This window comes from Williamsia soli (assembly GCF_017377795.1).
Lineage (GTDB): Bacteria > Actinomycetota > Actinomycetes > Mycobacteriales > Mycobacteriaceae > Williamsia > Williamsia soli.
This window is the reverse complement of record NZ_JAFRDR010000013.1, coordinates 37,696-62,288: the sequence shown is the minus strand read 5'-3', so window position 1 is coordinate 62,288 and position 24,593 is coordinate 37,696. Positions and strand designations below refer to the sequence as shown.

Genomic DNA, 24,593 nt, shown 5'->3' with positions numbered 1-24,593 from the left:
CGATGCCCGTGATCTTCGATACCGATCCGCGCGGGAACTCGAACACCCGTTTGTTCATCTTCGGTCTGACGGCCCTGGCCGTGGTGGCGCTGCTGCTCGTCGCGCTCTACGCGAAGATGAACGGAACGTTCGACAAGACGGTGACGGCGACCGCGGTGCTCGCCAACGTCGGGGACGGGCTCCCCTCCAACTCGGATGTGAAGTATCGGGGTGTCCTGGTCGGGACGGTGAAGGGCGTGGATCCGGGGACCAATGGCGGACTCAACTACGTCGATCTCGCCTTGGATCCGAGTTACACCCGTACCATCCCGCGAACGGTGACGGCACGTGTCGTGCCCAGCAACGTCTTCGCAGTGTCGTCGATCCAGCTGGTGGACAACGGATCAGCGCCGGGGTTGACCCAGGGCGCCATCATCGCCCAAGACGAGAGTCTGTCGACGGTGCAGTTGCAGACGGCCATGACGAAGGTACGGGAGATCATCGCCGCGTCGGCCCGGGTGGGAACGGACGAGACCGTCGGGATGCTCGCGGTGGTGGCCGAGGCCACCGATCGCCACGGCGACGACATCGCCACCGCAGGCGCGCAGCTCGACAAGATCACCCGCGAACTCGACGCGGTGATCGCGCCGCGGGGGCAACCGTCAACGCTCAGCGCGCTCAGTGAAGCCGTTCAGGGATTGCGGAAGTCGGCGCCGGACCTGCTGGACGTGATGAACAGCGCGGTGGTCCCCATGCGGACCCTGGCGGAGAAGAACAAGGGCCTGAATCAGCTGCTGGCCGCGGGAACCAACACCCTCTCGACGGTTGACACAGCGCTGAACAACAACACGGACAAGATTATCGGGATCACGACTGCGCTCGGGCCCGTGATCGAGGTGATGGCCGACGGCGGTGGCTCCTTCACCCAGATCACCACCAGCTTGAACAACGTCTCCAAGCAGTGGTTCGCGGAGTTCTGGCCCGTGGGTCAGCAGAACGGCACGGGAAAGTTCCAGTTCCAGTTCACCCCGCACCAGATGTACACGCGGGCCGACTGTCCCCGATACGGGAACCTCGAAGGGCCCAGCTGCCAGACCGCACCTGTCACCAACGCGCCCGCGGTGATGCCCGACCTCAATACGCCGCAGAACTTCATGTCGGCACCCATGGGCGGCAATGTGGGTCCGGTCGGCAGCCGTGAAGAGCAGCGGCTTCTCGGCGAGATCCTCGGAGAGGACGCCAATTCGGCGTCGACGCTCCTTCTCGGCCCACTTGCCCGCGGAGCGGTGGTCAGTGCTTCGGCGGAACCCGAGCAGGGGCAGTCGTGAGTTACCGCAAGCCGCTCATCGGTCTGATCATCTTCCTCGTCATCTCGCTGACGCTGACGTGGACAGTCTTCAACACGTTGCAACGCAGCGTGAACGGCGCGACCACGTCGTACTCTGCGGTGTTCACCGACGTATCGGGACTCGGGGTCGGCGACGACGTCCGGATGGCGGGCGTCCGCGTGGGCCGCGTCGATTCGATCACGCTCGAAGGGACGCTCGCCCGGGTGGGCTTCCGGGTCGAGGCCGACCAGAAGGTCTACGGGAACACCAAGGCTTCGATCACCTACGAGAACATCATCGGCCAGCGGTACCTCGGATTGTCACTCGCCGACTACGGGCAGCCCCAGGTCCTCGACGGCGGTGAGATCCCGCTGGCACACACCGAGCCCTCCTTCAACATATCCGTGCTGCTCAACGGGTTCGAACCATTGTTCAGTGTTCTCGACCCGGAACAGATCGACAACATCACCACCTCGATCATCCGGGCGCTGCAGGGGGACAACGGTTCGATCACCACGCTGGTGACCGAGACTTCCGATCTTGCCGAGTCGTTCGCCGGTCCGGACCAGATCTTGGGCGACATCATCGGGAACCTCGACGGAATCGTGCGGACCCTGGCGGAGCAGCGCGGTGAGGTCGACACCGTGATCACGCAGGCGCAGTCGATGTTCGAAAGACTCTCCCAACGCAGGCAGGAACTGGTGACCTCGCTGGACTCGATATCGGCGGTCGTCGGCAGGGTGGCGACCCTGGCAGACCAGGCGGCACCGGAGCTGAATCAGATGCTGGTCAGGGAACCAGGTTTCGCCGCCCACTACATGGACAACAAGACCGCATTCGCCTACCTGGGGTTCAACGTTCCCATCCTGTTGAAAGGCCTCGCCCGTAATACCCAGAGCGGCGCGTTCATCGAGACGTATCTCTGCAGCCTCAACGTGACCTATGTGCCGGCCCTGAGCAACGTCATACCGTCTATCGTCGCTGCCGCCACCCCCGGCGGTAAGCCCAAGTACTCACCGGCCTGCCAATGAAACGCCCAGACGTTCGCCGGATGACCGCCACTGCCGGCCAGGTGGCGCGTAGACCCATCGAACAGCACAGCACCCTGACGCTCGGGATCATCACCGTCGCGGTGATCGCCCTCCTGCTCGTCGCGCTGTTGCAGTTCGCCGGGGCCGGAATCGGGAAGACCTCCTATCAGGCCGAGTTCGCGCAGGCCGCCGGCGTCAGTTCGGGCGACTCGGTGACCATCGCCGGGGTGTCGGTGGGCACGGTGAAAGCGACGCGGCTCGCGGGCGACCACGTGGTCGTGACGCTCGAGATCAACGACGATGTCCGTCTCGGCGCCGATACCAGGGCATCCATCCAATTGACCACACTGCTCGGTTCACGCTATGTAGACCTCAAGCCGGCGGGTGGCGCTGCGCTGCCGGACAACAGGATCGGCCTGTCGCACACCAGCGTCCCGTACGACCTGCAGCAGTTGATCGACAACGCCACCACGACGTTCGAACAGGTCGACTTCAAGGACATCGGCGAGACGATGACGACACTCTCCGAGCAGCTCGAGGGCACGCCGGAAGTGATGCCCCAGGTGCTGAACAACGTCCAGAGCCTGGCAACGATCATGGCCGATCGGCGCTCTCAGATCGGCACGTTGCTGACCAGCACCAAACAACTGACGGACGTGGTGCGGGCGCAGCAGGCAAACCTGGGGTCACTGATCACCCAGGGCGCGCAGGTCTTACAAGAGATCAACTCGCGCCGGGCGGTGATCAACCAGTTGTTCCAGGCAACCACGAACCTGGTCGATCAGCTCCAGACGATCGTCGTCGACAACCGCGCTCAGATTGACGCGCTGCTGACGAATCTGAACGGGATGCTTGCGAGTCTGGCGCGCAACGACGACCTGCTGCGGAACACTCTGCAGATCCTGCCGGTTCCCGTCCGCAACTTCGCCAACGCGAGCGGCACCGGCAACGAGGTCGACTTCTCCGCTCAGTCCGGGCCGTTCCTCGACTCCTGGATGTGTGCTGTGAGCGGGAGAGCCAATCAGCTGAATCTTCCCGAGTACCTGAAGGACTGCAAATGAGGGCGAGCAAGACAGTTGCGAAGGTGGTGGTCCTCGTCGTGCTGATCGCTGCCGTCTGTTTCGGCAGTGTCCGTGCCGCAACCGCGTCGGAGGGGTCGATACGGGTGACCGCGCAGTTCGACAACGGCGTAGGACTGTACGAGGGGAACTCGGTGTCAGTGCTCGGGATGCCGGTGGGGAAGGTCGAGACGATCTCGCCTAAGGGCACCTACGTCGAGGTCGTGATGAGCATCGAGGGCGGTGTGACGATTCCGGCGGGCGTCGACGCGGTCACCGTCTCGACCTCGATCCTCACCGACCGGCACATCGAGTTGTCGCCGGCGTACACCGGTGGACCGGTGCTGAAGAACAACGACTTCATCGGACTGGACCGGACGAAGACCCCGGTCGAGTTCGATCGGCTCCTGGCCATGGCCGATGACCTCGCGATCGAACTCGAGGGCGACGGGGAAGGCGCAGGGCCGGTGGCGGAACTCCTCGACGTCGGATCGGCCATCACCGACGGCAACGGGCAGGACATGCGAGCCGCCCTTGGTGAGCTCGCGAAAGCACTGCGTCTAGGAGCCGATGGCGGCGCCGAGACCAGGGACGCGATCACGACGATCGTCGACAACCTGTCCGTGTTGACCGAGGCCGCCGCACGCAACGACGGGCAGATCCGCGACTTCGGTTCGGCGGTCAGCCAATTGAGTGGGATTCTCGCCGACCAAGATCTCGGCTCCGGAGATACCGGTGCACAGATCAACGAGATCCTGCTCCAGGCCGAAGACCTGTTGCGGACCAACCAGGGCAACCTCAACTCCACGGTCACCGACTCGAACGTCCTCGTGAAGACCCTGGCGGATTACCGGCGCGAGCTCGCCGAGTTCCTCGACGTGACGCCGCTACTCCTCGACAATGCCTACGCCGCAGTGGATCAGGAGAACCGGGTGGCACGGGTGCATGCGCAACTGGACAAGGTGTTCTTCGACGGCCAGCTCCTCAAAGAAGTGTGCAACGTGCTGGGACTGCGGCAACTCGGTTGTGCGACCGGGACATTGTCAGACTTCGGCCCGGACTTCGGTATCACGGACATGCTCGAGGGCATGGCGGGGTTGGCGAAATGACCCGCAGGACATCGGCTGCAGCAGTCGGGGCGATGCTGACCCTGACCCTCACGATGACCGCGTGTTCAGTGGAACTGGAGTCGGTCCCACTCCCCAAGCGCAACGTTGGAAGCGACTCCTACACCGTGTACGCGACCTTCGAGAACGCACTGAACCTACCGAAACAGGCCAAGGTCAAACTCGCCGGGGCCGACGTCGGTTCGGTCGAGGGCATGACCGTCCGTGACTACTCGGCGATCGTCACCCTGAAGGTCTCCGAAGGAGTCGCCCTGCCCGTCGGCACCAGGGCCGAACTGCGCTCTGCGACTCCTCTCGGCGACATCTTCGTCGCCATGCAACCCCCGCTCGACGCCGAGCCGGACGGTCCGGTGTTGCAGAACGGCGACAACATCGAACTTGACCAGACCTCGGCCGCCGCGACGATCGAAGAGGTCCTGACCACGTCGTCGCTGCTGGTCAACGGCGGCGTGATCCGCAACATCACCAAGGTCATCAACGGACTCGGTGACGCCGTCGGCGACAAGGGCGGGGAACTGGCCGGGCTGATCGAACAGTCGACGAGTCTGGTCAGCAAGCTCTCCGCCCGCACGGGCGAGATCCGGAGCACCCTGAACGAGACCAACCGACTGGTCTCGACCCTGTCGGCCGGCCAGGGCACCATCAAGGATGCCATCGCCGCTGCCGGGCCGGCCATGAGTGTGCTGTCGGCCAACACCGATCAGATCCTCGGAATCGTCAACCAATTGGCCTCGGTGAGTTCCCAACTCGCGAAGTTTCCGTCGATCGCGGGCACCGCCGCCGGGGGACTGGTCGCCGACATCAACACGATCGCGGCCGAACTGAATGCGGCCGCCATGAATCCGAATGCCGACCTCGATGCGGTCAACCGGCTGTTGGCGCCGGTCATCAAGATCACCAACTCGTCCGGGTCGCACGTCGACGCGGATCTGGAAGACCTGGCGATCGGTGCCATCGCCGATCCGACGCACACAGCCGACCCGGGGAGTCGTATCCCTGACCTGGGCACCGACGGTGCAAACTTCGTGGGGACCCTGACCAGCACACTCGAGCGACTCGGGGCCAAAGTGGCGGGACCACGCCGATGACCCAGATGTCGCACTACGCAACCGGACCGTTGGAGTCGCCCGCCCGTGGCTTGGTGAACACGGTGCGGAGACTGATCGACCACCGACTGTTGCTCTCGGTCGCGGCGCTGGCCCTCACCTTCATCCTCGGCCTCACCTACCTCGTGTTCGGAGTGTTCCAGGTGAACCCGACGCAGCAGGCCATGACCGTCCGGGTCAATCTCGCGTTGTCCGGTGGGCTGCTCCCCAATCAGGATGTGACGCTGCGTGGTGTCCCGATCGGTCAGGTGAAGGCCGTCGAACTCTCGGACGAGGGGGTGGTGGCGGTTGCGACCATCGATGCCGACACCCGAATCCCGGTGGGCGGTGAGGTCCGTGTCGCCGGGTTGTCCCCGGCGGGGGAGCAATACCTCGACTTCCGTCCGACCACAGATCAGGGTCCGTACCTCACCGACGGATCGGAGGTCGCGGCCGATCAGACGTCGACGCCGGTGCCGCTGGCGAACTTGCTGGGCGACCTAGACGGGATGCTCGCCCAGATCGACCCTAAGAAGGTCGAGACGATCACCCACGAGCTCGGCGTCGGTCCGGAAGGGCCCGACAAGCTCGAATCAATCATCACCGGCGGCACGTTCCTCATCTCAACGCTCGATTCCGTACTGCCACAGACGGTCAGCCTCCTGAACAGCAGCAAGGTGGTGCTGGGCACACTCAGCGAGATGAGTCCGGGTCTGCAAAGAACGTCGCAGAACCTCTCGGGCACGCTCGACGGGGTTGCCGCGATGGATGGAGGCTTTCGTACCTTCATCGATCAGACCCCTTCGACGCTGGCGGCGGTGGACACCCTCATCGCGGACAATTCGCCGACCATGGTGCAGCTGCTCGGCAACCTCACCACGGTTGCGCAGATGACCTACCTGAGAGTGCCTGCCCTGCAGGAGTTCTTCTTCCCGCAATACCGCGACGGATCAACGCTCGATGCCATCGCGAACATCATGCGTGACGGTGGGATCTGGGCGTCGGTGAACATCTATCCACGTAAGTCGTGCAACTACGATCTGCCTCGCAGGCCAGGGTGGCTCGCCGATTTCTCCGAGCCATACCTGTACACGTACTGCGAGGACGACGATCCGGCGAACCTTGTTCGCGGCGCCGCCAACGCCCCGCGTCCACCGGGAGACACCAGCGCGGGACCGCCACCCGGCGTCGATCCGCTGGCGCAGGCGTCCCCGACACCGATCGGTCCCGAATCCATCCCCTTGCCCTACGCGGGCCCCGTGTTGCCGGGGCAGCCGTGAGATTCGCAGGCAACCACACGACACCGAGCACGCCAACGCAGAGGAGACAGCAGTGAGCAAGAGCAGCGGAACCGCAACTGTGACACCCGAAGAACGATGGACGCTGATGGCTGACGGAGCGCCTGAGGTCGGTGGGGTGGACATCTCGAAACCGGATACCGCGCCGCCGCCAGTCGAGGGACCGGCAGTCGAAGAACTCGTCGACCAGGAACCGGTCGACGAAAATCCCGTAGCCCACGAACTGGTTGCGAAAGAATCAGATGCGACCCCGACAGTCGCGGAGCACGACGACGAGCGCATCGACCCGCCCGCGAAGCGTTGGTGGGCCGGCACCCGTGCCCGTCGAACAGCGATACTTCTCCTGGTTGTCGTCGCAGTGGCCGCGATTGCCGTCGCCGCGGTGTTGGGCTGGAAGTTGCAGCAGCGCAATGCCGTCGATACCGCTGCCGATCAGGCCGAGCAGGCGGCTCGGAACTACGCCGTCGCACTGACCAGCGTCAGTTCGGACAATCTCGACCAGAACTTCGCCGATGTCCTCGGCGGTGCCACCGGTGAGTTCAAGGACATGTATTCGCAGTCGAGCGGTCAGCTCCGCCAGCTGCTGGTCGACAACAAGGCAACTGCGGAAGGAACCGTCATCGACTCGGGCATCAAGTCGGCGAGCACCTCGAAGGTCGAGGTACTGCTGTTCGTCGACCAGACCGTCACCAACACAGCAACTCCCGACCCACGCGTCGACCGGAGTCGGGTGGTGATGACCATGGAGAAGATCGACGGTCGTTGGCTCGCGGCCAAGGTCGACCTGCCCTAGACGGGCTCGGGCACACAGCCCGGCGCAGTCGCCGTAACCCTCACACACTCACCACCGAGGAGGCCCAGATGACCTTCGTGATCACCCAACGCTGCTGCAAAGATGCCAGTTGCATCGCCGAATGTCCGGTCGACTGCATCAGGCCGACTCCCGGGGATCCTCAATTCGAGACCGCCGAGATGCTCTACATCGATCCGGAATCCTGCATCGATTGCGGGGCCTGCGCGGATGCCTGCCCCGTCGATGCGATCTTCTCCGAATACGACCTGCTCGCACCGATGAACAGGTACATCGCCATCAATGAGGCGTATTTCGAGCGCAATCCGCTCGATGAGAACTCAGGTGCTCAGGCGCCGCGGCCGAAAGGCAAGGGGTTCGGCGATCGCGGTGTCCTGCGGGTCGCCATCGTCGGCACCGGTCCTGCGGCCTGCTACGCGGCAGAGGAGTTGCTGGCTCGGGGCGACGTCCAGATCGAGATGTTCGACCGGGTGCATGCGCCCTGGGGCCTGGTGCGTGCCGGTGTCGCGCCCGACCACCCCGAGACCAAGGGGGTGGCGGACATGTTCACGAAGTTGTTCGCACCGGACGCGCTGGAGTTCTATCTCAATGTGGAAGTGGGTAGGGACATCTCGCTGACCGAACTCCGTGAGCATCACCATGCGGTGATCTACGCGACCGGCGCGGCAAGCGATCGGCGGTTGGGAATACCCGGTGAAGATCTGCCGGGCAGTCATGCCGCCACCGAGTTCGTCGCCTGGTACAACGGCCACCCCGATCACGCCGACCGGCACTTCGATCTGTCGGGGGAGCGGGCCGTGGTGGTCGGGAACGGCAACGTCGCGCTCGATGTCGCCAGAATACTCACCCTGGACCCGGACGAGCTCGCGAAGACCGACATTGCCGACCACGCGCTGGAAGCCCTGCGAGAGAGCAACATCCGTGAGGTGGTTGTACTCGGACGTCGCGGTCCGGTGCAGGCGGCCTATTCGACCTCGGAGTTCCTTGCGCTCGGTTATCTACCCGGCGTCGACGTCGTGATCGACGAGACCGAGCTCGCCCTTGATCCGGTGAGTCAGACCATCCTCGAGAGCCCCGACGTAGAGGCCTCGCTGCACCTGAAGATGGAGTTGGCGCGCGAGTATGCCGCGGCTACACCGAACGGCGCACACAAGCGGATCGTCTTCCGGTACCTCACCTCTCCCACCGAACTGCGCGGCGATGGTGCGGTCGAGTCGTTGGCGTTGGTCCACAACGAACTCGACGGCGATCTCCGAGCGCATCCGACCACAGTCACCGACGTCCTGGCGACGTCGCTGGTGCTGCGATCGGTCGGCTACCGCGGCGAGCCGGTGGCGGACCTGCCGTTCGACTCCGAACGCGGGGTGATCGACAACGTGCACGGACGGGTTGCCGGGGTTGAGGGCGTGTACACCGCCGGGTGGATCAAGCGGGGACCACGGGGGGTCATCGGAACCAACCGTGGTGACTCACGCGAGACCGTGGCCATGCTCATCGAGGACTTCGAGGCGGGACGTCTCACAGCGCCCGGTGCTGGTCGACGTGCGCTGGCGACGCTGGTGTCCGAGCGGCAACCGGACGTCATCGGGAAAGCCCGCTGGCGCGAGATCGATGCCGCGGAGCGCTCTGCCGGGCGACCCGTGGGTCGGCCCCGGGTGAAGTTCACCCGCTTCGACCAGGTGCGCTCGCAGTGGCCCGCCGATGCCTTGTGACGTCGTACGAACCGTCCGCGGGTCTGCTCCTCAGCCTCGTGATATTGGCATTCTCTTTTTTTGCAAGTAACGTATCCACCAGGTAGGTCAGGAGATCTGGAGGATTCATGCGCGTCGGAGTGATGATCGGTCCCGAGCGAGGCGACTCGGCGAAGAAGGTCAGCCGGATGCTCGACGACATCGTGTGGGCGGAAGAAGCCGGGCTCGACACGGCGTGGATTCCCCAGGTCCCGACCGATTTCGATGCGCTGATCACGGTGGCGCTGATGGGGACGCGGACGAGCCGGATCGAGATCGGTACGGCCGTCGTGCCGCTGCAGGCTCAGCATCCGATCGCGTTGGCGAGGCAAGCCCTGTCGGCGCACGCCGCCACCGGGGGCCGCCTGGCGCTGGGCGTCGGACCTTCGCACCACTGGATCGTCAAGGACATGCTCGGGCTGCCTTACGAGAAGCCGGCACGGTTCACCCGCGACTACCTCGACGTCCTCGATGCCGCACAGCAGGCTCCCGGGCCGATCGACGTCGAGAACACCACGTTCACGGTGCACAACCCACTCGAGCTCGGTCCGATCGCCCCGTTGCCGATCCTCGTGGCCGCACTCGGGCCGGTCATGCTCGATCTCGCCGGAGAGCGTACCGACGGCACCATCTTGTGGATGGCCGACGAACGGGCCGTCTCCGATCACGTGGTTCCGCGGATCACGAAGGCGGCCGCCAACGCCGGGCGGAAGGCCCCACGCATCGTCGCCGGGATTCCGGTGTGCCTATGCGCGCCCTCCCAGGTGGACGTGGCACGCGAGCGCGCAAACCGAATCCTGGGCGAAGCCGAGATCTCGCCGAACTACCAGCGTCTGCTCGGGTACGGCGATGCCAAGGATGTCGGCGACCTGTGTGCGGTCGGAGACGAAGAAGCGATCATGAAGCGTTTTCAGCGGTTCGCCGACGCCGGCGTCACCGACCTGTCGATGCGACTGCTGCCGATCGGCGACAACCGTGACGAACTGATCGCGTCGAAGTACCGGACCCGCGAGGTCATTGCGGGGCTCGTCGCAGACATGCGATGACGTCATCCGACTACGGCCGTGCACCGGCTGGGAGGGCACTGCAGAGATGAGTGATGCGACCTCGGATGTCTGGGAGACGATGTCGACCGCCAGGACCATTCGGCGTTTCACAGACGAACCGGTGGACGACGCCACGCTGACCAAGTGTTTGCGCGCGGCGACCTGGGCGCCCTCGGGGGCGAACGCTCAGGCCTGGAAGTTCGTGGTGCTCCGGTCGCCCGAACTCCGATCGGTCGTCGGAAAGGCTGCGGCGCACGCCCTCGACGTGATCGAACCGGTCTACGGGATGTCCCGCCCCTCCGCCGACGACAACAGCCGCCGAGCCCGAAACAACCGGGCGACCTACGAACTGCACGATCGTGCAGGCGAATTCACTTCCGTACTGTTTGCCCAACAGAGATTCGAGACCGCGTCGGAACTGCTGCTCGGCGGCTCGATCTTCCCGGCCATGCAGAACTTCCTGTTGGCTGCACGCGCACAGGGGCTCGGAGCTTGCCTGACGAGCTGGGCGTCGTATGAGGGTGAGGCGCTTCTCCGCGAAGCCGTTGGCATGCCATCGGATTGGGTTCTGGCCGGCCACGTGGTGGTGGGATGGCCGCGAGGCAGTCATGGGCTCGTGCGGCGCCGGCCGCTTTCGGATTTCGTCGCTCTGGACCAGTGGGACGGGCCCGCAGGCAATTTGACGAGCGGGTAGACGGAACCGCAAGGATCACTGCTGCGGTGGACCCGACAGTCGGAACATCGGTAGCGCCACCCCGTCGTCACCAGTCGAGAAGGTGACTTTCACCGGCAGGCCGACTTTCAGATCGTCGGCGTGGGTGTCGATGAGGTTGGTATGAAAGAACGGTCCCTCGTCGAGCTTGATAACCGCGACGATCTTATCGTCGTCGGTGAAGGAGCGGCTGTACCTCTGGTGCACCACGGTCCAGGTGTGCAGCTGTCCGGTCCCAGCGGCGGGCACCCAGCCCATGTCGGACATGCCGTGTGTGGTGCACGAGCCCGCGGGCCAGTAGGACGTGCCACAGGTATTGCAGCGGTACACCAGGAGAACGCTGTCATTGCATGCGTCCCAGAAAGGTTGATCGATGGCGTCGTCTACGACATCGCCCGGTAATGGGCGGTCCGCGCTCACCGGTCGGTTCCCAGGACCAGGGTGGCGTGCGACCAGGACCCCTGGATACCGCCGTTGCCTCCCGATCCGCTGACGAGGCACGTTCGCGCCTCGGGGATCTGACTACTCGGAGCCTGGCCACGCATCTGGAGGATCCCTTCGCTCAGTGGCGTGAAACCGGTGGCGTAGAAACCCGACAGTTGCCCACCTCCGGTGTTCGTGGGTATCGCGCCGGTCGGTCCGGTGTGGCCTTCGGCGACGAAGGAACCACCCTCGCCTGCCGCGCAGAAGCCATATTCCTCGAGTTGCATGAGAACGGCAATCGTGAAGGGGGCATATAGCTGCGCCACGTCGATGTCGCCGATGTTCATCCGCGCCTGCTCCAAGGCGGTCCGGGCAGCACGACCGACATTCATCGACTCGAACATCGTCTCCTTCCACCATGTTTCGATCGCGTGTGAGGTTCCGCCGCCCAAGACGCTCACGGGGTGGTCGGTCAGATCGGCCGCACGTTCGTTCGAGGTGACGATGATTGCCGCGCCGCCATCGGTCGGTCGTGAGCAGTCCAGAAGCCGCAGAGGATCGACGATCATGCGCGACTCCTGGTGGTCGGCCAGCGAGATCGGCTGACCGTACCCCTGCGTTCCGGGCCGGACGGAGGCATAGTCTCGTTCGACGACTGCCACCCGTCCCAGGTCTTCCGAGGTGGTCCCGTACAACTCCATGTGTCGTCGCGCCGCGAGCGCGTACGCCGATGCCGGCCCCACCATGCCGTACAGGTACGGATAGCCGTAGCTGTACGACCGGATGTCCCGTTCGGTGCCGCCAGTGCTGTGCGGCAACAGTTTCGGAGGTGCGGACGAGTAGGCCTCGCCATAGACGCAGGCGATGGTGGTGGCCTGGCCGGTGGCGATCGCGCCGGCGGCGACCAGCACACTCGCGGTCGGTGAGGCACCGCCGGTCATGAGGGAGTAGGAGAATGCCGGAGACAGGCCCAGATACCGGAGGTCCTCGAAGGAGGCGCCGATCAGGATGTATCCGTCGATGTCCGACCGCGTCAGTCCGGCGTCGTCGAGGGCGAGGTCGAGTGCTTGCCTCCGGAGGTCCCGTCCTGAGGCCCCGGTATGCCGTCCCTGTTCTGTGAGACCCATGCCGGCGACCGCGATGTCCAATGATGCTGTCATCGACCGTCCTCTCGTGGCACGCCGAACCGCGGGTATTCGATCATCGCCGGACCGTTCAGTTGACCCACAGCTCCTCGGGTAGCGGAGAACCGAGACCGTAGAGATCCACGCCCTTGGTCTTGCCGGCAGCCATCACCGACGGCGTGGACCGGATGTAGAAGACGCCGGGGACGACTTCGGCGAGCCGCTCCTGCACCGTGTCGTATGCAGCCTTGCGCTCCTCGACCGTTGCGCCGACGCGGCCGGCATCGAGCGCAGCATCGAGTTGGGGATCACTGATGCCGGTCATGTTGCCCTGCGACTTCGAGTGGAAGCTCACCCACAGTTCGGTGTCCGGGTCGATGATGTTCGCCGAGGTGACCACCATCTGAAAATCGCGCTGACCGACCACGGATTGTATTGCGGTGGAGTCGACGTTCTTTACGCCGACCTCGACGTTGTTGTACGCGCTGAGTTGAGATTGGACACCCTCGGCGGCCATCTTGTTCTCCGTGCTCGAGAAGCTCGTGAAGTCGAAGTTGACCGGCTTTCCTTCGGCGGCCAGCTCGTCGAACAAGGCTTGTGCCTGCGCCTTGTTGGTCTCGCGGAGCGGGATGTTGCTGTAGAAGGGGGAGACCTCGGGGAACAGCGTGTTGGGCACGTCGCCCGCACCGATGTAGACGACGGTGTTGAGGGCGTCGAGATCCAGGGCCAGTGACACCGCCTGGCGAGCCCTCGGGTCATCGAACGGAGCGCGCCGGGTGTTCATGGCCAAATACTGGCCACCACCGGTTACCACGAGGTCGGTCTTCAGGTTCTGGGCGGTGGCGTCCTCGATGCTCTTGGGATTCGATTCCGCGCTGATGTCGGCGGCGCCGCTCACGACCGCATTGAACCGCTGAGCAGTGTCGGCGACGAACCGGAAAGAAATCGAGTCGACATACGGCTTCGGTGCATCCCAATAGCCAGGGTTCTTGTTGAGGACTATCTGGTTCTGCCGGCTCCATTCCGACAGCGTGAACGGTCCGGCGCCGACCGGCGCGGCATCGAACTCCGCGCGGCTCTTCTGCAAAGCAGTCGGTGAGGCGATCCAGTTCAATGCACTGGTGACCACCGCCTGGTCGAAATGCGAGTTGGGGGCGACCATGGCGACTGTCAATGTGGTCGGATCGACGACCGTCGTCTCGGCGATCTGTGGACTGACCTTGCTGGCACCGGATCCCAGTTTCGGGTCCTTGACGCGGTCCCAGTTGAACTTGACCGCTTCGGCGTCGAGCGGCGTACCGTCGGTGAACTCGAGGCCCGGACGCAACTTCATCGTGTAGGTGGCGCCGCCGTCGGAGCTCGAGAAGTCCTCGGCCATCTTGTATTCGATCTCGAGCGTTTCCGGATTGTTGATCATCAACGTGCCATACAGTGCGTTGCCCAACATGGCCTGGGTCGCCCAAACATTCCCCAGGGTCGCGGGATCGAGGGTGCGCGGTTCGCTCACCTGGATGGCGTTCACCGTGCCGCCGGCGACCGGTGCGCCCTCGTCTGCGGACGATCCTGCCTGGTCGGCAGATGAACCGCATGCGGTCACAAGCATTGCTGCGGAACACAACACGGCCAGTGTTGCGGTGAGTAGACGTCGTTGTCGAATCATCGTCGACCTCTCGGGGAGTGGTGCGTGGTTTGATGAAGGTGGTCAAAACTTCTTGACTCTTTGCAGCAGAGTCGCATTCGGCAAGCAGGAGGCTGCTCACATGATCGCGCGGTGGTCTTTCAATTCGCTGATCTCGCCCCAGTCGAAGCCCAGTTCGAGGAGGATGTCCTCGGTGTGCGCGCCGTGTTCCGGGGCCCGGCGCAGGACCGGAGGGGCCTCGTCGAACTGGACTGGACCGTTGGGGAATGTCAACTCGGCGCCGCCCTCGGACGCGACTGTGGAGAGGTAGCCGTTGGCAATCACCTGAGGATCTGTCAGGACCTCTTCGACCGACTGGACCGGGGCCCAGGGCATATCTGACGTCGAGAAGCGGGACACCCAGTCGGCGTATGTGCGGCCCGCGAAGATCTCGTCGAGGATCTTGAGGCAGTCGACCCGGTTCTCGGACCGGCTCTTCAGCGTCCCGAAGCGGCTGTCGCCGAACAGCTCCGGCCTCCCCAGCACTTCGCACAGCTCGGCCCAGTAACGATCGGGCTGAAGGAGGGCCAGGGTGATGTGACGGCCGTCCCGAGTTCGGAAGACATTGCCGAGCGGATTCGGACTCTGACCACGCGTCGACCGCGCCCGGGGCTCCTGGCCCTGCAGTGCGCCCAGCATGTCGGATCCCAGAGTCCACATGGCGCTGGACAACAGCGACACGTCCACCACAGACGGCTCGCCGGTTCGCTCGCGCCGGAAGAGGGCGCCAGACACCCCGAAGGCCAGGTTCATGGCCGCCTGGCGATCTCCGAAGGCGCCGCGTGGGGAGATCGGATAGTCCATGTTTTCCGGGGTCAGCACGTGTGCCATCCCTCCACGCGACCAGAACGCGGTGTTGTCGTAGGCCGGGACGTCTTTGTCCGGACCGCGCACACCGAACCCATGACCGCGGGCATAAATCAACTGCGGGTTGTGCTTTCGCAGGTGATCTACGCTCAGTCCCAACCGGTCCAGTGCGGATGCACGGAAGTTGGTGAGGAAGACATCGGCTTCGGCGATCAGCTTGTAGAAGATCTCCCGGCCTTCCGGGTTCTTCAGATCCAGTCCGATACTGCGCTTGCCCCGATTCGCGAGCTCGATCGAGTAGTTCACCCGCTCGGTCCCGGTGGTGACACCTTGCTCGACAAGGCCTCGATAGGGATCGCCGGCGGTCGGTGACTCGACTTTGACGACGTCGGCTCCCCAGTCGGACAACAGGGCACCCGCCACGGGTACGAACACCCACTGGGCGAGCTCCACCACCTTGACGCCGTCGAAGACGTTGGTTCCCACCGTCGCATCCACCCAGATCTCCTTCGCTGATTCCCGATTGTGTTGGTGCGGTGACTACGTGAGGTCGGGCACGGTCGGTTCGAATCGATACAGCTTCTCGGCGTTGCCGCGGAGGAGCTTGTATTGGGTGGCTTCGGGGAGGTGCTGGATCTGTTTGCGGGCCACGTTGATGGAGTCCGGCCAGGTGCTGTCGGAGTGGGGGTAATCGGTCTCGAACATGATGTTGTCTTCGCCGATGAGGTCGATGTTGGCGATACCGGCTTCGTCGTGGATGAAGCAACCGTAGACGTGGTCCTTGAAACGCTGGCGGATATCGAGGTCCAGCGGGACCTCGGTGGCGGCGTGACCCTCGTACTTGACGCCCTTGGCGGCCCAGAAGCGCTGCTTTTCGTACACTTGCTCGGCGCGTTCGAGGAAATAGGGAATCCAACCGATATTGCCTTCTGACAGAGCGATTTTGAGGTTCGGAAACTTGGCGAAGTAGTCGGAGAACAACCACTGCAGCATTGTGCCGGCGGTACGGGTGGCACCCCAGGTGAGGTTGGCCATGAAGGGGGCGTCGCTGGCGATGGTGGGAAGGCGGGAGGAAGATCCGACGTGCATGGAGATGACGAGATCGTTGTCGGCAGCGGCTTGCATGACGGGGTCCCAGTAGCGGCTGGGGTCGTTGATCGTGGGCAGGCCCAGGGGTTCGGGGTTCTCGGAGAAGGCCACCGATCGGGCCCCGAGGGCGGCGGTGCGTTCGATCTCCTTGACGGCCAGATCGGTGTCCCACAAAGGCATGATGACCAGGGGGATGAAGCGACCTGGGTCCGTGGCGCACCACTCTTCGAAGATCCAGTCGTTGTAGGCCTGCAGGCACCGTAGTGCGAGGTCCTTGTCCTGGGCTTCGTAGAAGATCTGTCCGCAAAACCGTGGGAACGAGGGAAAGCCGAGGGAGGCAAGGATTCCGGCTTCATTCATGTGTTCGAGGCGAACCTTGGGGTCGTAGCACCCCGGGTGCATGTCGGCATAGGTGATGGCTTCGGGGCTGAACTCTTCGCGAGACTTTCCGACGACCGCGGACAGTCCGCTGGTCGGGACGATGCGGTTTTCGTAGACCCACGTCTCCTTGTCGCCGTCACGGACGAGTTTGGGTGCGCGGTCCCGGTCTTTGGCGGCGATGCGGTCTTGCCAGACGTGCGGTGGCTCGAGGATGTGATCGTCGACCGAGATCAACCAGTTCAGGTCGGGTGAGGTGGATGAGGTCACTGTCGTCTCCTTCTGGTGCGAGGAGCAGCCCGGTGTCGTACGTGGAGGGCTGCGGGGTGCCGGCCATCGGAGGGCGATGCGACCGGTCCTGGACTTGCGATCCCGTTGTTACGAGAATCACACTCTCGTACAATATAGAACGATGGTCACATCCGCAACGGACAGTGCGGGTAGTTGTCAGATGTCTGGGCGGTTGCTGGTTGCCTGAGCGGCGAGGTCTGCTGTGCGCTGCATGGCATCCATGCACTGCTGTAGCGCGAAGGCCGGGTTGAACTCGAGGTGGTTGGTCTGCCGGTCATACTTGAGTACGTGTCCGGCGGGGATGAAGTAGACCTCGCCCGCCGAGATCACTTCGTCAGGCTTGCCGGTGTCGGGATATACGGCGGTGATGGAACCCTCGAAGACATAGCCATAGTGGGGGCAGGGGCACACGCCGCCCGCTAGTCCGCCCACCCTGTTCAGTTCGGTGGTGTCGACTGGACCTGCAGTGGTGGTATAGCCGACCTCGAGGTCACCCCACTGGGCTGATCGGAAGTGGTCATTGGCCGCGGGCCAGCGGCCCCCGCCGCCGTTGGGAAGGTCTGCTGGTCTGGCGTGGGGCATCGGAGGTCCTCCGGGTCGGGGATGGGCGGTTCGAGTAGCGCGTACGGAACACCCTGGTTCTCGCGCGGGCTAGAGTATGATTCTGACAGATTGAGAGTGTCATTCTCATCACTTTCGGATCGCCGATTCCGATGCCGGCGTACTCGCCGAGCCGTCGACGCGGAGCGTCGGTGATCGTCCCGTGTGGTGCGCCGACTGCTGCGCCACCGAACAATCCAGGAGGATCGAAGCCAGATGCGCACTATCCCCGCCGATCTCGCTCAGCGTTACCAGGACATGGGGTGGTGGACCCCCGACTCCCTCGGCAAGATGGTGGCGGAGGGCTTGCACCAACACCCTGATGTCACGTTCCGTGTCCATTCGGCGGTGCGACCTTACGTGGGAACGTTCGGGGACGTCGAGCTGGTCGCACGCAGATTGGCCGGCGGGCTGCGGGATCGAGGCGTGGGTCCCGGAGATGTTGTTGTCATGCAACTTCCCAACTGGATGGAAGCCGCGGCCACCTTCTGGGCCTCGTCATTTCTCGGCGCCGTGGTGGTTCCCATGGTGCATTTCTATGGGCCCAAGGAGCTGTCATTCGTGCTGGCGACCACTCAACCCAAGGTGTATGTCACCGCCGCACAGTTCGGCCGGATGACCTATCGACCAGAGGTGAGTGCGGCAGTGCCCATCGTCGGTGTGGTCGGCGAGAACTTCGACGACCTGCTCGCCGATAAACCGTTGCAGGGAACGCTCGACGTCGACCCGGCTGCGCCTGCGGTCATCGCGTTCACTTCGGGAACCACCCGCGACCCCAAAGGCGTGATCCACAGTCACCAGACGCTCGGGTTCGAAACCCGGCAATTACTGGCGAACTACCCGGAGGATCGCGGCGCACAACTGACTGCTCTTCCCGTGGGGCACTTCATCGGAATGGTGAGCGCGCTGCTCACCCCGATCCTCGAAGGCGTCTCGGTCGATCTGCTCGATCAGTGGGAGCCGGCCCGCGTACTCGAACTCATCGACAGCCATGGAGTGGCGATCGGCGGTGGCCCGCCCTACTTCGTGACGAGTCTGCTCGACCTGGACGCGTTCAGGGATGACCATCTGGATTACCTCAAGTACATGGGCCTCGGCGGTTCGGCGGTTCCCGCGACGGTGACCCGGCATCTCGCAGATCTGGGTATCTGTGTCACGCGGTCCTATGGAAGCACCGAACACCCGTCGATCACCGGTTCGCTGAACTCGGCGCCCGAAGACAAGCGCCTCTACACCGATGGCAAGCCGCGACTCGGCGTTGAGATCAGGCTGGGCGAGGACGGTGAAATCTTCAGTCGCGGCCCTGATCTATGTATCGGCTACACAGATGATTCGTTGACCGGCAACGCATTCGACGACGACGGCTGGTACCGAACCGGAGACGTAGGTGTCGTGGATGACGACGGTTATCTGACCATCACCGACCGGAAGTCGGACCTGATCATCCGCGGTGGGGAGAACATCAGCGCGGTGGAGGTCGAAGATGTGCTGCTGTCGATGCCCGCTGTGGCCGAGGCCGTGGTGGTTGCGGGGTCGGACGCCCGGTTGGGAGAGCACGCCACCGCGGTGATGCGGCTGCGGCCGGGTCATGCCGCTCCGACTCTAGGCGAAGTCCGAGCGCACTTCGACGGCGCCGGGATGGCCCGCCAGAAATGGCCGGAAGAGTTGTTCGTCGTCGAAGCGCTTCCGCGGACAGCCAGCGGTAAGGTCCAGAAGTATGCTGTGCGCCAGAGTATTCCAGGAATGCGGACCAAGGCGGGCGCGGCGGATGAGTCCGAGACGGCGACGGGCTGAGCGCCCGCCCTGCCCTTCACGGGTGATGGCGGCCGCCCACCTCAGGTCGGCTACTTCTTCGGAGCGATCCGCCGTCGAGGACGAGCCGGCTTGGCGGCTGCGATCCCGCGGTCGAGTGCGGCGCGGCAGAACTCCCAGAGGTAAGCGGTCTCCTCGGCAGGGTCGCCAGAGACCACGCCCAGCGCGAACTGGTGATAAAACGACATGACGAGATGCTGGATGATCTGAGCATCGCGTTTGGGATCGACGATCTGCAGCACGCCGGCGTCGGCAGCGGTCCGCAGGATGTCTTCCATCAAGACGAAGTAGGGCGCCACCACCAGCGCCACGTCGGCCGGATGATCGACCTGGAGTCGGAGGTGCTCGCGCACTATCGCTGCACCCATCAAGTTCTGTTGTTTCGTCCTCTGCCTCGACGCAGGTCCGGTGATCACGGAGTGGACTTTTTCCAGCGGATCTTCAATTGTGGCGACGTCGGCTTCGATCTTGGCTACGGACGAGCGGATCTCCTCCTCGAGGATCGCCAGCACCAGCAGGTCTTTCGTCTCGAAATGCCGGTAGACGGTCTGCAGTGCGACACCGGCCTGCACGCTGACCTGTTTCATCGTGAACTGGAAGCTGCTGGACTCTGCGAACAGCTTCCTCCCCGCGCCGATGATCTCGCGTGCGGTCGACAGTTGCCGCGCCGCAGTCTTGTCCTGTGCCCGTATCGCCGAGCGATCGAGCGCCCGCGACTCCCAGATCGACTGCGCATGCTTGCTGGAAGCGTCTACCACGCTCGACCACCCCTACTCGTTGTGTTCCCCCGACCTTAAACCGTCAATCGTGGTTGCCGGTCTACCGGGAAGACGTCAGTGCGCGCGTGTGCGGCGCAACACGACAACGGGAATCCGCCGGTTGGTCCGTTGTGCGTACACGTTGTAGTTCGGCCAGGAGGCTGCGGCCAGATCCCAGAGACGGGAGTATTCTTCGCCATCGACCTCGTGTGCACGCGCGGGGAAGCGTTCGGCCAAGATCTGAATCGTGACCTCCGGATCCACCACCAGATTCTCGTACCAATTCGGTGCTTTGGGGGCACCCCCCTTGGACGCGATCACGACGAGGTCATCCCCGTCCTGCGCGTAGATGAGCGGCGTCTCCCGGGGTTCGCCGCTCTTGCGGCCTGTGGTGGTCAGCAGCAAGCAGGTCGCACCGTTCCAGATATGGCCTTCCGCACCGTCTGTGGCCCGGTAACGTTCTACGTGCTCGGCACCCCGGAGGGTCAGGTTTTGCGGTTGATACTTCGTCTCGCTGTTGTCCGTGGTCATGTCTCTCCTCGCGTTATCGTGCTACGTATCCGCCGTCGACCGGCAGAGCGACTCCGGTGATGTTGCGCGCGCTGTCCGACGCCAAGAACAGTGCCGCAGCCGCGATGTCTTCCGGGTCGATGTTCCGGCCCAGCGGATGCTGTTGGGCGACCTTCTCGAAAGCGGCGCTCTGGGTTGCCTCATCGGTGGGGATGTCCATGAAATTGGTGGCAGGCATACCGGCGGGGCAGACCGCGTTCACTCGAATGTCGAACGGTGCGGACTCGACGGCGACCGCCCTGGTGAGTTGAATCACCCCGCCTTTGATGGCGCCGTAGACGGTTCCACCCCACCCGACCATTCCTGCCACCGACGCGGTGTTGACGATCGCTCCTGGCGAGTTCTGGGCCCGGAACTGCCGGACGGCGTGCTTGGTTCCGAGAAACACGCCCTTGAAATTGATCGATGTGAGTTTCTCGAACTCCTCGACGGTGTGGTCTTCGAATCGGAGGCCGGGCCGCGGGGTGGCTATGGCTGCGTTGTTGAACATCACATCAAGCCGGCCGTATTCGCTGACGGTGGCCGCAATAGCCGCTTCTACGTCATCTTCATCGGACACATCGCAGTGCACTGCAATCGAATTGCCGCCTTCGGCCTCGGCCAACCGCGCCGTCTCCTTGGCCCACGCGTCGTTGACGTCCAAACACACGACATTCCCGCCCTCGCGGGTGAACAAGAGTGTGGCGGCCCTGCCCACTCCTGAGCCTGCCCCGGTTATGGCGATCGTCTTTCCTTCGAGCTGCATTCTGAGGTCTCCTGTGGGGATGTCGATGGCGATGAGGGTTTCGGTGGTCACCAGTTGTTGACGCTGACGTGTTTGATCTCCTGGTACGCGCGCAAGCCGTCTACTCCGCGTTCACGACCCAAACCGCTCTCCTTGTAACCGCCGGATGAGGCGTATGCGCTGGCGCCGAGCCCGTTGACGTTGACCGCGCCCGCCCTGATGCGGCGCGCAACTGCTGTCGCCGCAACGAGATCCGGGCTGTACACCTGTCCCGAGAGGCCGTAGGGGGAGTCATTGGCGATGGCGATTGCCTCGTCCACCGTGTCGTAGCCTATGACCGTGACGACCGGGCCGAAGATCTCCTCTTGCGCTGCGGGATTGGCGTTGTCCGGGACATCGAGGATCGTAGGTTCGAAGTAGTAGCCCCTCTCGTGACCGGCTGGGCGCTTGCCGCCGGTCACCACGCGTCCACCAGCGGCGACTGAGCGTTGTACGTACAGTGCACATCGATCGCGCTGAGCGGCCGAGATCAGTGGTCCCATCAGGGTTGCGGGGTCGGCCGGATCGCCGATGGTCAACCGGGCTGCGATGGCCGCGCCCTTGTCGAGTACCTCTTCCTTGCGGGCGTGAGGCACGAGCATGCGGGTGGCTGCCACGCAGGCCTGGCCGGAGTGATTGGCGAAGACAACAGGAAAGCCCATGGGTGCCTTGTCGACGCCATCAGGCAGATACAGCTGTACCGACTTGCCGCCGAGTTCGAGCATCACCCGTTTGGCGGTGTCAGCGGCCTGCCGCATGATCGTCTTGCCGACTGCCGTCGAGCCGGTGAAACTTACCTGATCCACCGCCGGGTGTGTGGTCATCAAGGCGGAGCCCTCGTACCCTGCCTCGAGCACCACGTTGAGCACACCTGCGGGCAGGCCCGCTGCCTCGGCGGCGTCGCCGAACACCAACGCCGACAAGGGGGTCAACGGACTCGGCCGCAACACCACGGTGTTGCCGGTGAGCAGTGCGGGAATCGCTTTCCACGCGTTGATCCAGAACGGACAGTTGTAGGCCGAGATGCACGATACGACGCCCACGGGCTCGTACGTCATCACGCTGAGCCCGACGGAGTTCGCGGCTATGGCCATGTCGAGTGGGCGCGGGCTGTATTCCTGGTCGGGTAACGACAGATACAGGTCGACGGTCTGGCGCATCTGCGCGATCGCGTGATCCAGTTGCGCAGAGCCGAGCATGCGCGTCGTGGCGCCGGCCTCCTGCTGAATTGTCCGGCCCAGCTCGTCGCGATGTTCCTCGAAGTAGTCGAGCATCCTGAGAACGAGGCGGACCCGGTCGCGTTTGTCGGCCCACGCCCAGTCGCCGATGTCGAATGCGCGTCGTGCGGCAAGGACTGCCGTCTCGACCTGCTTCACGGACGTGGTCTCGACCTCGGTGAACACCTCTTCCGTTGCGGGGTTGATCACCGGTAGCGATTCACCGTCGCCGACTACGTATTTGCCGTCTATGTAGGGCGAGCGGGTGCTGATGATCGTTGTCACGTGGGCTCCTCGAGGAGTTTGCGAGATCGCCCGCCGAAGCTTGCCTCGCGGCGGTTGCCGGTCGAGCGGGATGACCTGGACTCATGTTCGCGTCTATACTAGAACAACACTCTCGTACAGTATAGAACGAGGGTCACATATGCAACGAAATGACAATACCCACAGGCGCCGTGCCGGCATCTGTGGGTATTGGCTGGTGGCCGGGGTGCTAGGAGTTTGCGAGCTCGTAACGCCGCCGGTATTCGAGCTTCGACGTCTCTCGGGTGTCGACGTCGCCGGCTCGGGCCCGGAGTGCGCCGACCGTCGCATCTTCACGGGCGATGTGCTTGAACGGATCCCAGTCGAAGAACTTCGCGACGTTGGCGAAGGTGATCTTGTCGATTTCCTCGTCGGTGCATTCGGCCGCGTCGAGTTCTTCCTTGAGGATTTCCGGTGAGCGGGGCCAGGTCGAATCGGAGTGTGGGTAGTCGCATTCCCACGCGATGGTGTCGATTCCGAGTCTGTCGCGATTGTTCAGCCCGCTCGGCTCGGTGATGTAGCACGCCAGAAAGTTTTTGCGCCACACTTCGGTTGCTGTCATACCCGCGGGCAGGAAGCTCGAGCCCAGCCACTCGGACTGGTTGTCTATGTGTCGTTCGACGCGATCGAGCCACGGCGCAACCCAGCCGACCCCGCCCTCGCTCATGGCGAACTTGAGGTCAGGGAATTTCTGAAAGACACCGCTGAGCAGTACGTCGTTCGCGGCGATCGTCGAGATCAAGGGAGTCAAGACCATCATGTCGTCGAGATTGAAACCCTCGGGGCGCTTGATCAGGCTGAAACCACCTCCGATGTGGAGGCTCTGAACGATGTTGTGCTCGGAACACGCCTCGAACATCGGATCCCAGTAGCCCGACTTGAAGTCGGGAAACCCTGAGCCGTAGGGCGTTTCCGGAATACTGATCGACCGACACCCCATTGCGGCGAGCCGATGGATTTCCTTGACCGACTCGGCCTGGTCGAAGAACGGGATGATGCCCAGAGGAAGGAAGCGACCCGGGAAAGTGTCAGGGACTTCACCGACAACCCAGTCGTTGAAGGCCTTGCACGCCGCCAGCGAGAGCTTCTTGTCCGGAAGGCTGGCCAGGTGTGTACCCGCGAAGCCGGGGAAGGTGGCGAACAGGGTCGCCGCCAGAGTGCCATTGGCATCCATGTCGCGCACGCGCATGCCCATGTCGTAGACACCTGGCCGCATCTCCGCATAGCCCGTCGGGTCCATACCCCACTCCTTCTTGGGCCACGAGACGACGGCGTTGAGGCCGGAGCTGCCGACAACCTGGCCCTGGAAGAGCCAGGCCTGCACGTCGGGGTTGCGTGGATTGGCCGTCAGTGTGGGGGCCTGGTCCATCAGGCTCTTCGGGAAGTGCTTTTCGAAGATGTCGGCCGGCTCGACCACGTGATCGTCGATGCTGACCATGACCATGTCGTCAATGTTCATGAAGGTCCTCTCTAGCGGGCAGGGCTTGTGAGAATCTTACTCTCCAAGATGAAGAGCGTGACTCTTTTGGCTGGTTCGGAACTCACCTGTCCGCTTCTTCAGCAACCGCAAACCGA

General features: G+C 63.7%; 22 protein-coding genes. 11 read left to right on the top strand and 11 right to left on the bottom strand.

Annotated elements, in window-relative coordinates; translation table 11 throughout:
- The first annotated feature begins 2 nt into the window (after window positions 1-2).
- From J3S28_RS25580 to J3S28_RS25535, 10 genes are all read left to right on the top strand, one after another.
- Window positions 3-1,307 (top strand): MlaD family protein, encoded by a 1,305-nt coding sequence (locus tag J3S28_RS25580; RefSeq protein WP_207843778.1) that lies wholly within the window; start codon window positions 3-5, stop codon window positions 1,305-1,307.
- Complete coding sequence (locus J3S28_RS25575) at window positions 1,304-2,338, top strand: MlaD family protein (RefSeq protein ID WP_207843777.1); 1,035 nt, start codon at window positions 1,304-1,306, stop codon at window positions 2,336-2,338. Before J3S28_RS25580 ends, J3S28_RS25575 begins: the two co-directional genes overlap by 4 nt.
- Before the next feature lie 20 nt (window positions 2,339-2,358).
- On the top strand, window positions 2,359-3,399 hold the full coding sequence (locus J3S28_RS25570) for an MCE family protein (protein ID WP_207843776.1): 1,041 nt from the start codon (window positions 2,359-2,361) through the stop codon (window positions 3,397-3,399).
- Window positions 3,396-4,505, top strand: a complete 1,110-nt coding sequence (locus tag J3S28_RS25565; RefSeq protein WP_207843775.1) for an MCE family protein — start codon at window positions 3,396-3,398, stop codon at window positions 4,503-4,505. The genes J3S28_RS25570 and J3S28_RS25565 overlap by 4 nt, the downstream gene beginning before the upstream one ends.
- On the top strand, window positions 4,502-5,611 hold the full coding sequence (locus J3S28_RS25560; protein ID WP_207843774.1) for an MCE family protein: 1,110 nt from the start codon (window positions 4,502-4,504) through the stop codon (window positions 5,609-5,611). The genes J3S28_RS25565 and J3S28_RS25560 overlap by 4 nt, the downstream gene beginning before the upstream one ends.
- Window positions 5,608-6,888, top strand: a complete 1,281-nt coding sequence (locus J3S28_RS25555) for an MlaD family protein (protein WP_207843773.1) — start codon at window positions 5,608-5,610, stop codon at window positions 6,886-6,888. The genes J3S28_RS25560 and J3S28_RS25555 overlap by 4 nt, the downstream gene beginning before the upstream one ends.
- Before the next feature lie 106 nt (window positions 6,889-6,994).
- Complete coding sequence (locus tag J3S28_RS25550) at window positions 6,995-7,699, top strand: Rv1363c family protein (RefSeq protein ID WP_237342131.1); 705 nt, start codon at window positions 6,995-6,997, stop codon at window positions 7,697-7,699.
- 68 nt (window positions 7,700-7,767) lie between these two features.
- The gene (locus J3S28_RS25545) at window positions 7,768-9,429 is read left to right on the top strand and encodes an FAD-dependent oxidoreductase (protein WP_207843771.1); all 1,662 of its coding nucleotides are present in this window, start codon (window positions 7,768-7,770) and stop codon (window positions 9,427-9,429) included.
- 107 nt (window positions 9,430-9,536) lie between these two features.
- Window positions 9,537-10,493, top strand: a complete 957-nt coding sequence (locus J3S28_RS25540) for an LLM class F420-dependent oxidoreductase (RefSeq protein ID WP_207843770.1) — start codon at window positions 9,537-9,539, stop codon at window positions 10,491-10,493.
- 46 nt (window positions 10,494-10,539) lie between these two features.
- Window positions 10,540-11,187, top strand: coding sequence for a nitroreductase family protein (locus J3S28_RS25535; protein ID WP_207843769.1), 648 nt, complete (start codon window positions 10,540-10,542; stop codon window positions 11,185-11,187).
- Window positions 11,188-11,202: 15 nt separating this feature from the next.
- On the opposite strand, the gene J3S28_RS25530 is transcribed toward J3S28_RS25535, so the two are convergent.
- From J3S28_RS25530 to J3S28_RS25505, 6 genes are all read right to left on the bottom strand, one after another.
- Entirely contained in the window at window positions 11,203-11,625 is a 423-nt protein-coding gene (locus J3S28_RS25530; RefSeq protein ID WP_207843768.1) for a Zn-ribbon domain-containing OB-fold protein, read from the bottom strand.
- Complete coding sequence (locus J3S28_RS25525) at window positions 11,622-12,788, bottom strand: thiolase family protein (RefSeq protein WP_207843767.1); 1,167 nt, start codon at window positions 12,786-12,788, stop codon at window positions 11,622-11,624. The genes J3S28_RS25530 and J3S28_RS25525 overlap by 4 nt, the downstream gene beginning before the upstream one ends.
- A gap of 55 nt (window positions 12,789-12,843) precedes the next feature.
- The gene (locus tag J3S28_RS25520; RefSeq protein WP_207843766.1) at window positions 12,844-14,412 is read right to left on the bottom strand and encodes an ABC transporter substrate-binding protein; all 1,569 of its coding nucleotides are present in this window, start codon (window positions 14,410-14,412) and stop codon (window positions 12,844-12,846) included.
- Window positions 14,413-14,508: 96 nt separating this feature from the next.
- Window positions 14,509-15,735 carry a CaiB/BaiF CoA transferase family protein gene (locus J3S28_RS25515; protein ID WP_207843765.1) on the bottom strand — a complete coding sequence of 409 codons (1,227 nt, stop codon included), beginning with the start codon at window positions 15,733-15,735 and terminating at the stop codon, window positions 14,509-14,511.
- Window positions 15,736-15,777: 42 nt separating this feature from the next.
- A complete protein-coding gene (locus tag J3S28_RS25510) occupies window positions 15,778-16,974 on the bottom strand; it encodes an amidohydrolase family protein (RefSeq protein WP_207843764.1) in 1,197 nt (398 codons plus the stop codon).
- A 177-nt stretch (window positions 16,975-17,151) separates the two neighbouring features.
- Window positions 17,152-17,577: a cupin domain-containing protein gene (locus J3S28_RS25505; protein WP_207843763.1), complete on the bottom strand. Its 426-nt coding sequence runs from the start codon at window positions 17,575-17,577 to the stop codon at window positions 17,152-17,154.
- Window positions 17,578-17,811: 234 nt separating this feature from the next.
- Between J3S28_RS25505 and J3S28_RS25500 the strand changes: the two genes are divergently transcribed.
- Window positions 17,812-19,389 carry an AMP-binding protein gene (locus tag J3S28_RS25500; protein ID WP_207843762.1) on the top strand — a complete coding sequence of 526 codons (1,578 nt, stop codon included), beginning with the start codon at window positions 17,812-17,814 and terminating at the stop codon, window positions 19,387-19,389.
- Window positions 19,390-19,439: 50 nt separating this feature from the next.
- Here the strand turns inward: J3S28_RS25500 and J3S28_RS25495 are convergent, their stop codons facing one another.
- From J3S28_RS25495 to J3S28_RS25475, 5 genes are all read right to left on the bottom strand, one after another.
- Window positions 19,440-20,165 (bottom strand): TetR/AcrR family transcriptional regulator, encoded by a 726-nt coding sequence (locus tag J3S28_RS25495; RefSeq protein ID WP_207843761.1) that lies wholly within the window; start codon window positions 20,163-20,165, stop codon window positions 19,440-19,442.
- 75 nt (window positions 20,166-20,240) lie between these two features.
- A complete protein-coding gene (locus J3S28_RS25490; RefSeq protein ID WP_207843760.1) occupies window positions 20,241-20,696 on the bottom strand; it encodes a nitroreductase family deazaflavin-dependent oxidoreductase in 456 nt (151 codons plus the stop codon).
- 13 nt (window positions 20,697-20,709) lie between these two features.
- Window positions 20,710-21,480, bottom strand: a complete 771-nt coding sequence (locus J3S28_RS25485; RefSeq protein WP_207843862.1) for an SDR family NAD(P)-dependent oxidoreductase — start codon at window positions 21,478-21,480, stop codon at window positions 20,710-20,712.
- 47 nt (window positions 21,481-21,527) lie between these two features.
- A complete protein-coding gene (locus J3S28_RS25480; protein WP_207843759.1) occupies window positions 21,528-23,000 on the bottom strand; it encodes an aldehyde dehydrogenase family protein in 1,473 nt (490 codons plus the stop codon).
- A gap of 208 nt (window positions 23,001-23,208) precedes the next feature.
- Window positions 23,209-24,477 (bottom strand): amidohydrolase family protein, encoded by a 1,269-nt coding sequence (locus tag J3S28_RS25475; protein WP_207843758.1) that lies wholly within the window; start codon window positions 24,475-24,477, stop codon window positions 23,209-23,211.
- Window positions 24,478-24,593 lie beyond the last annotated feature (116 nt).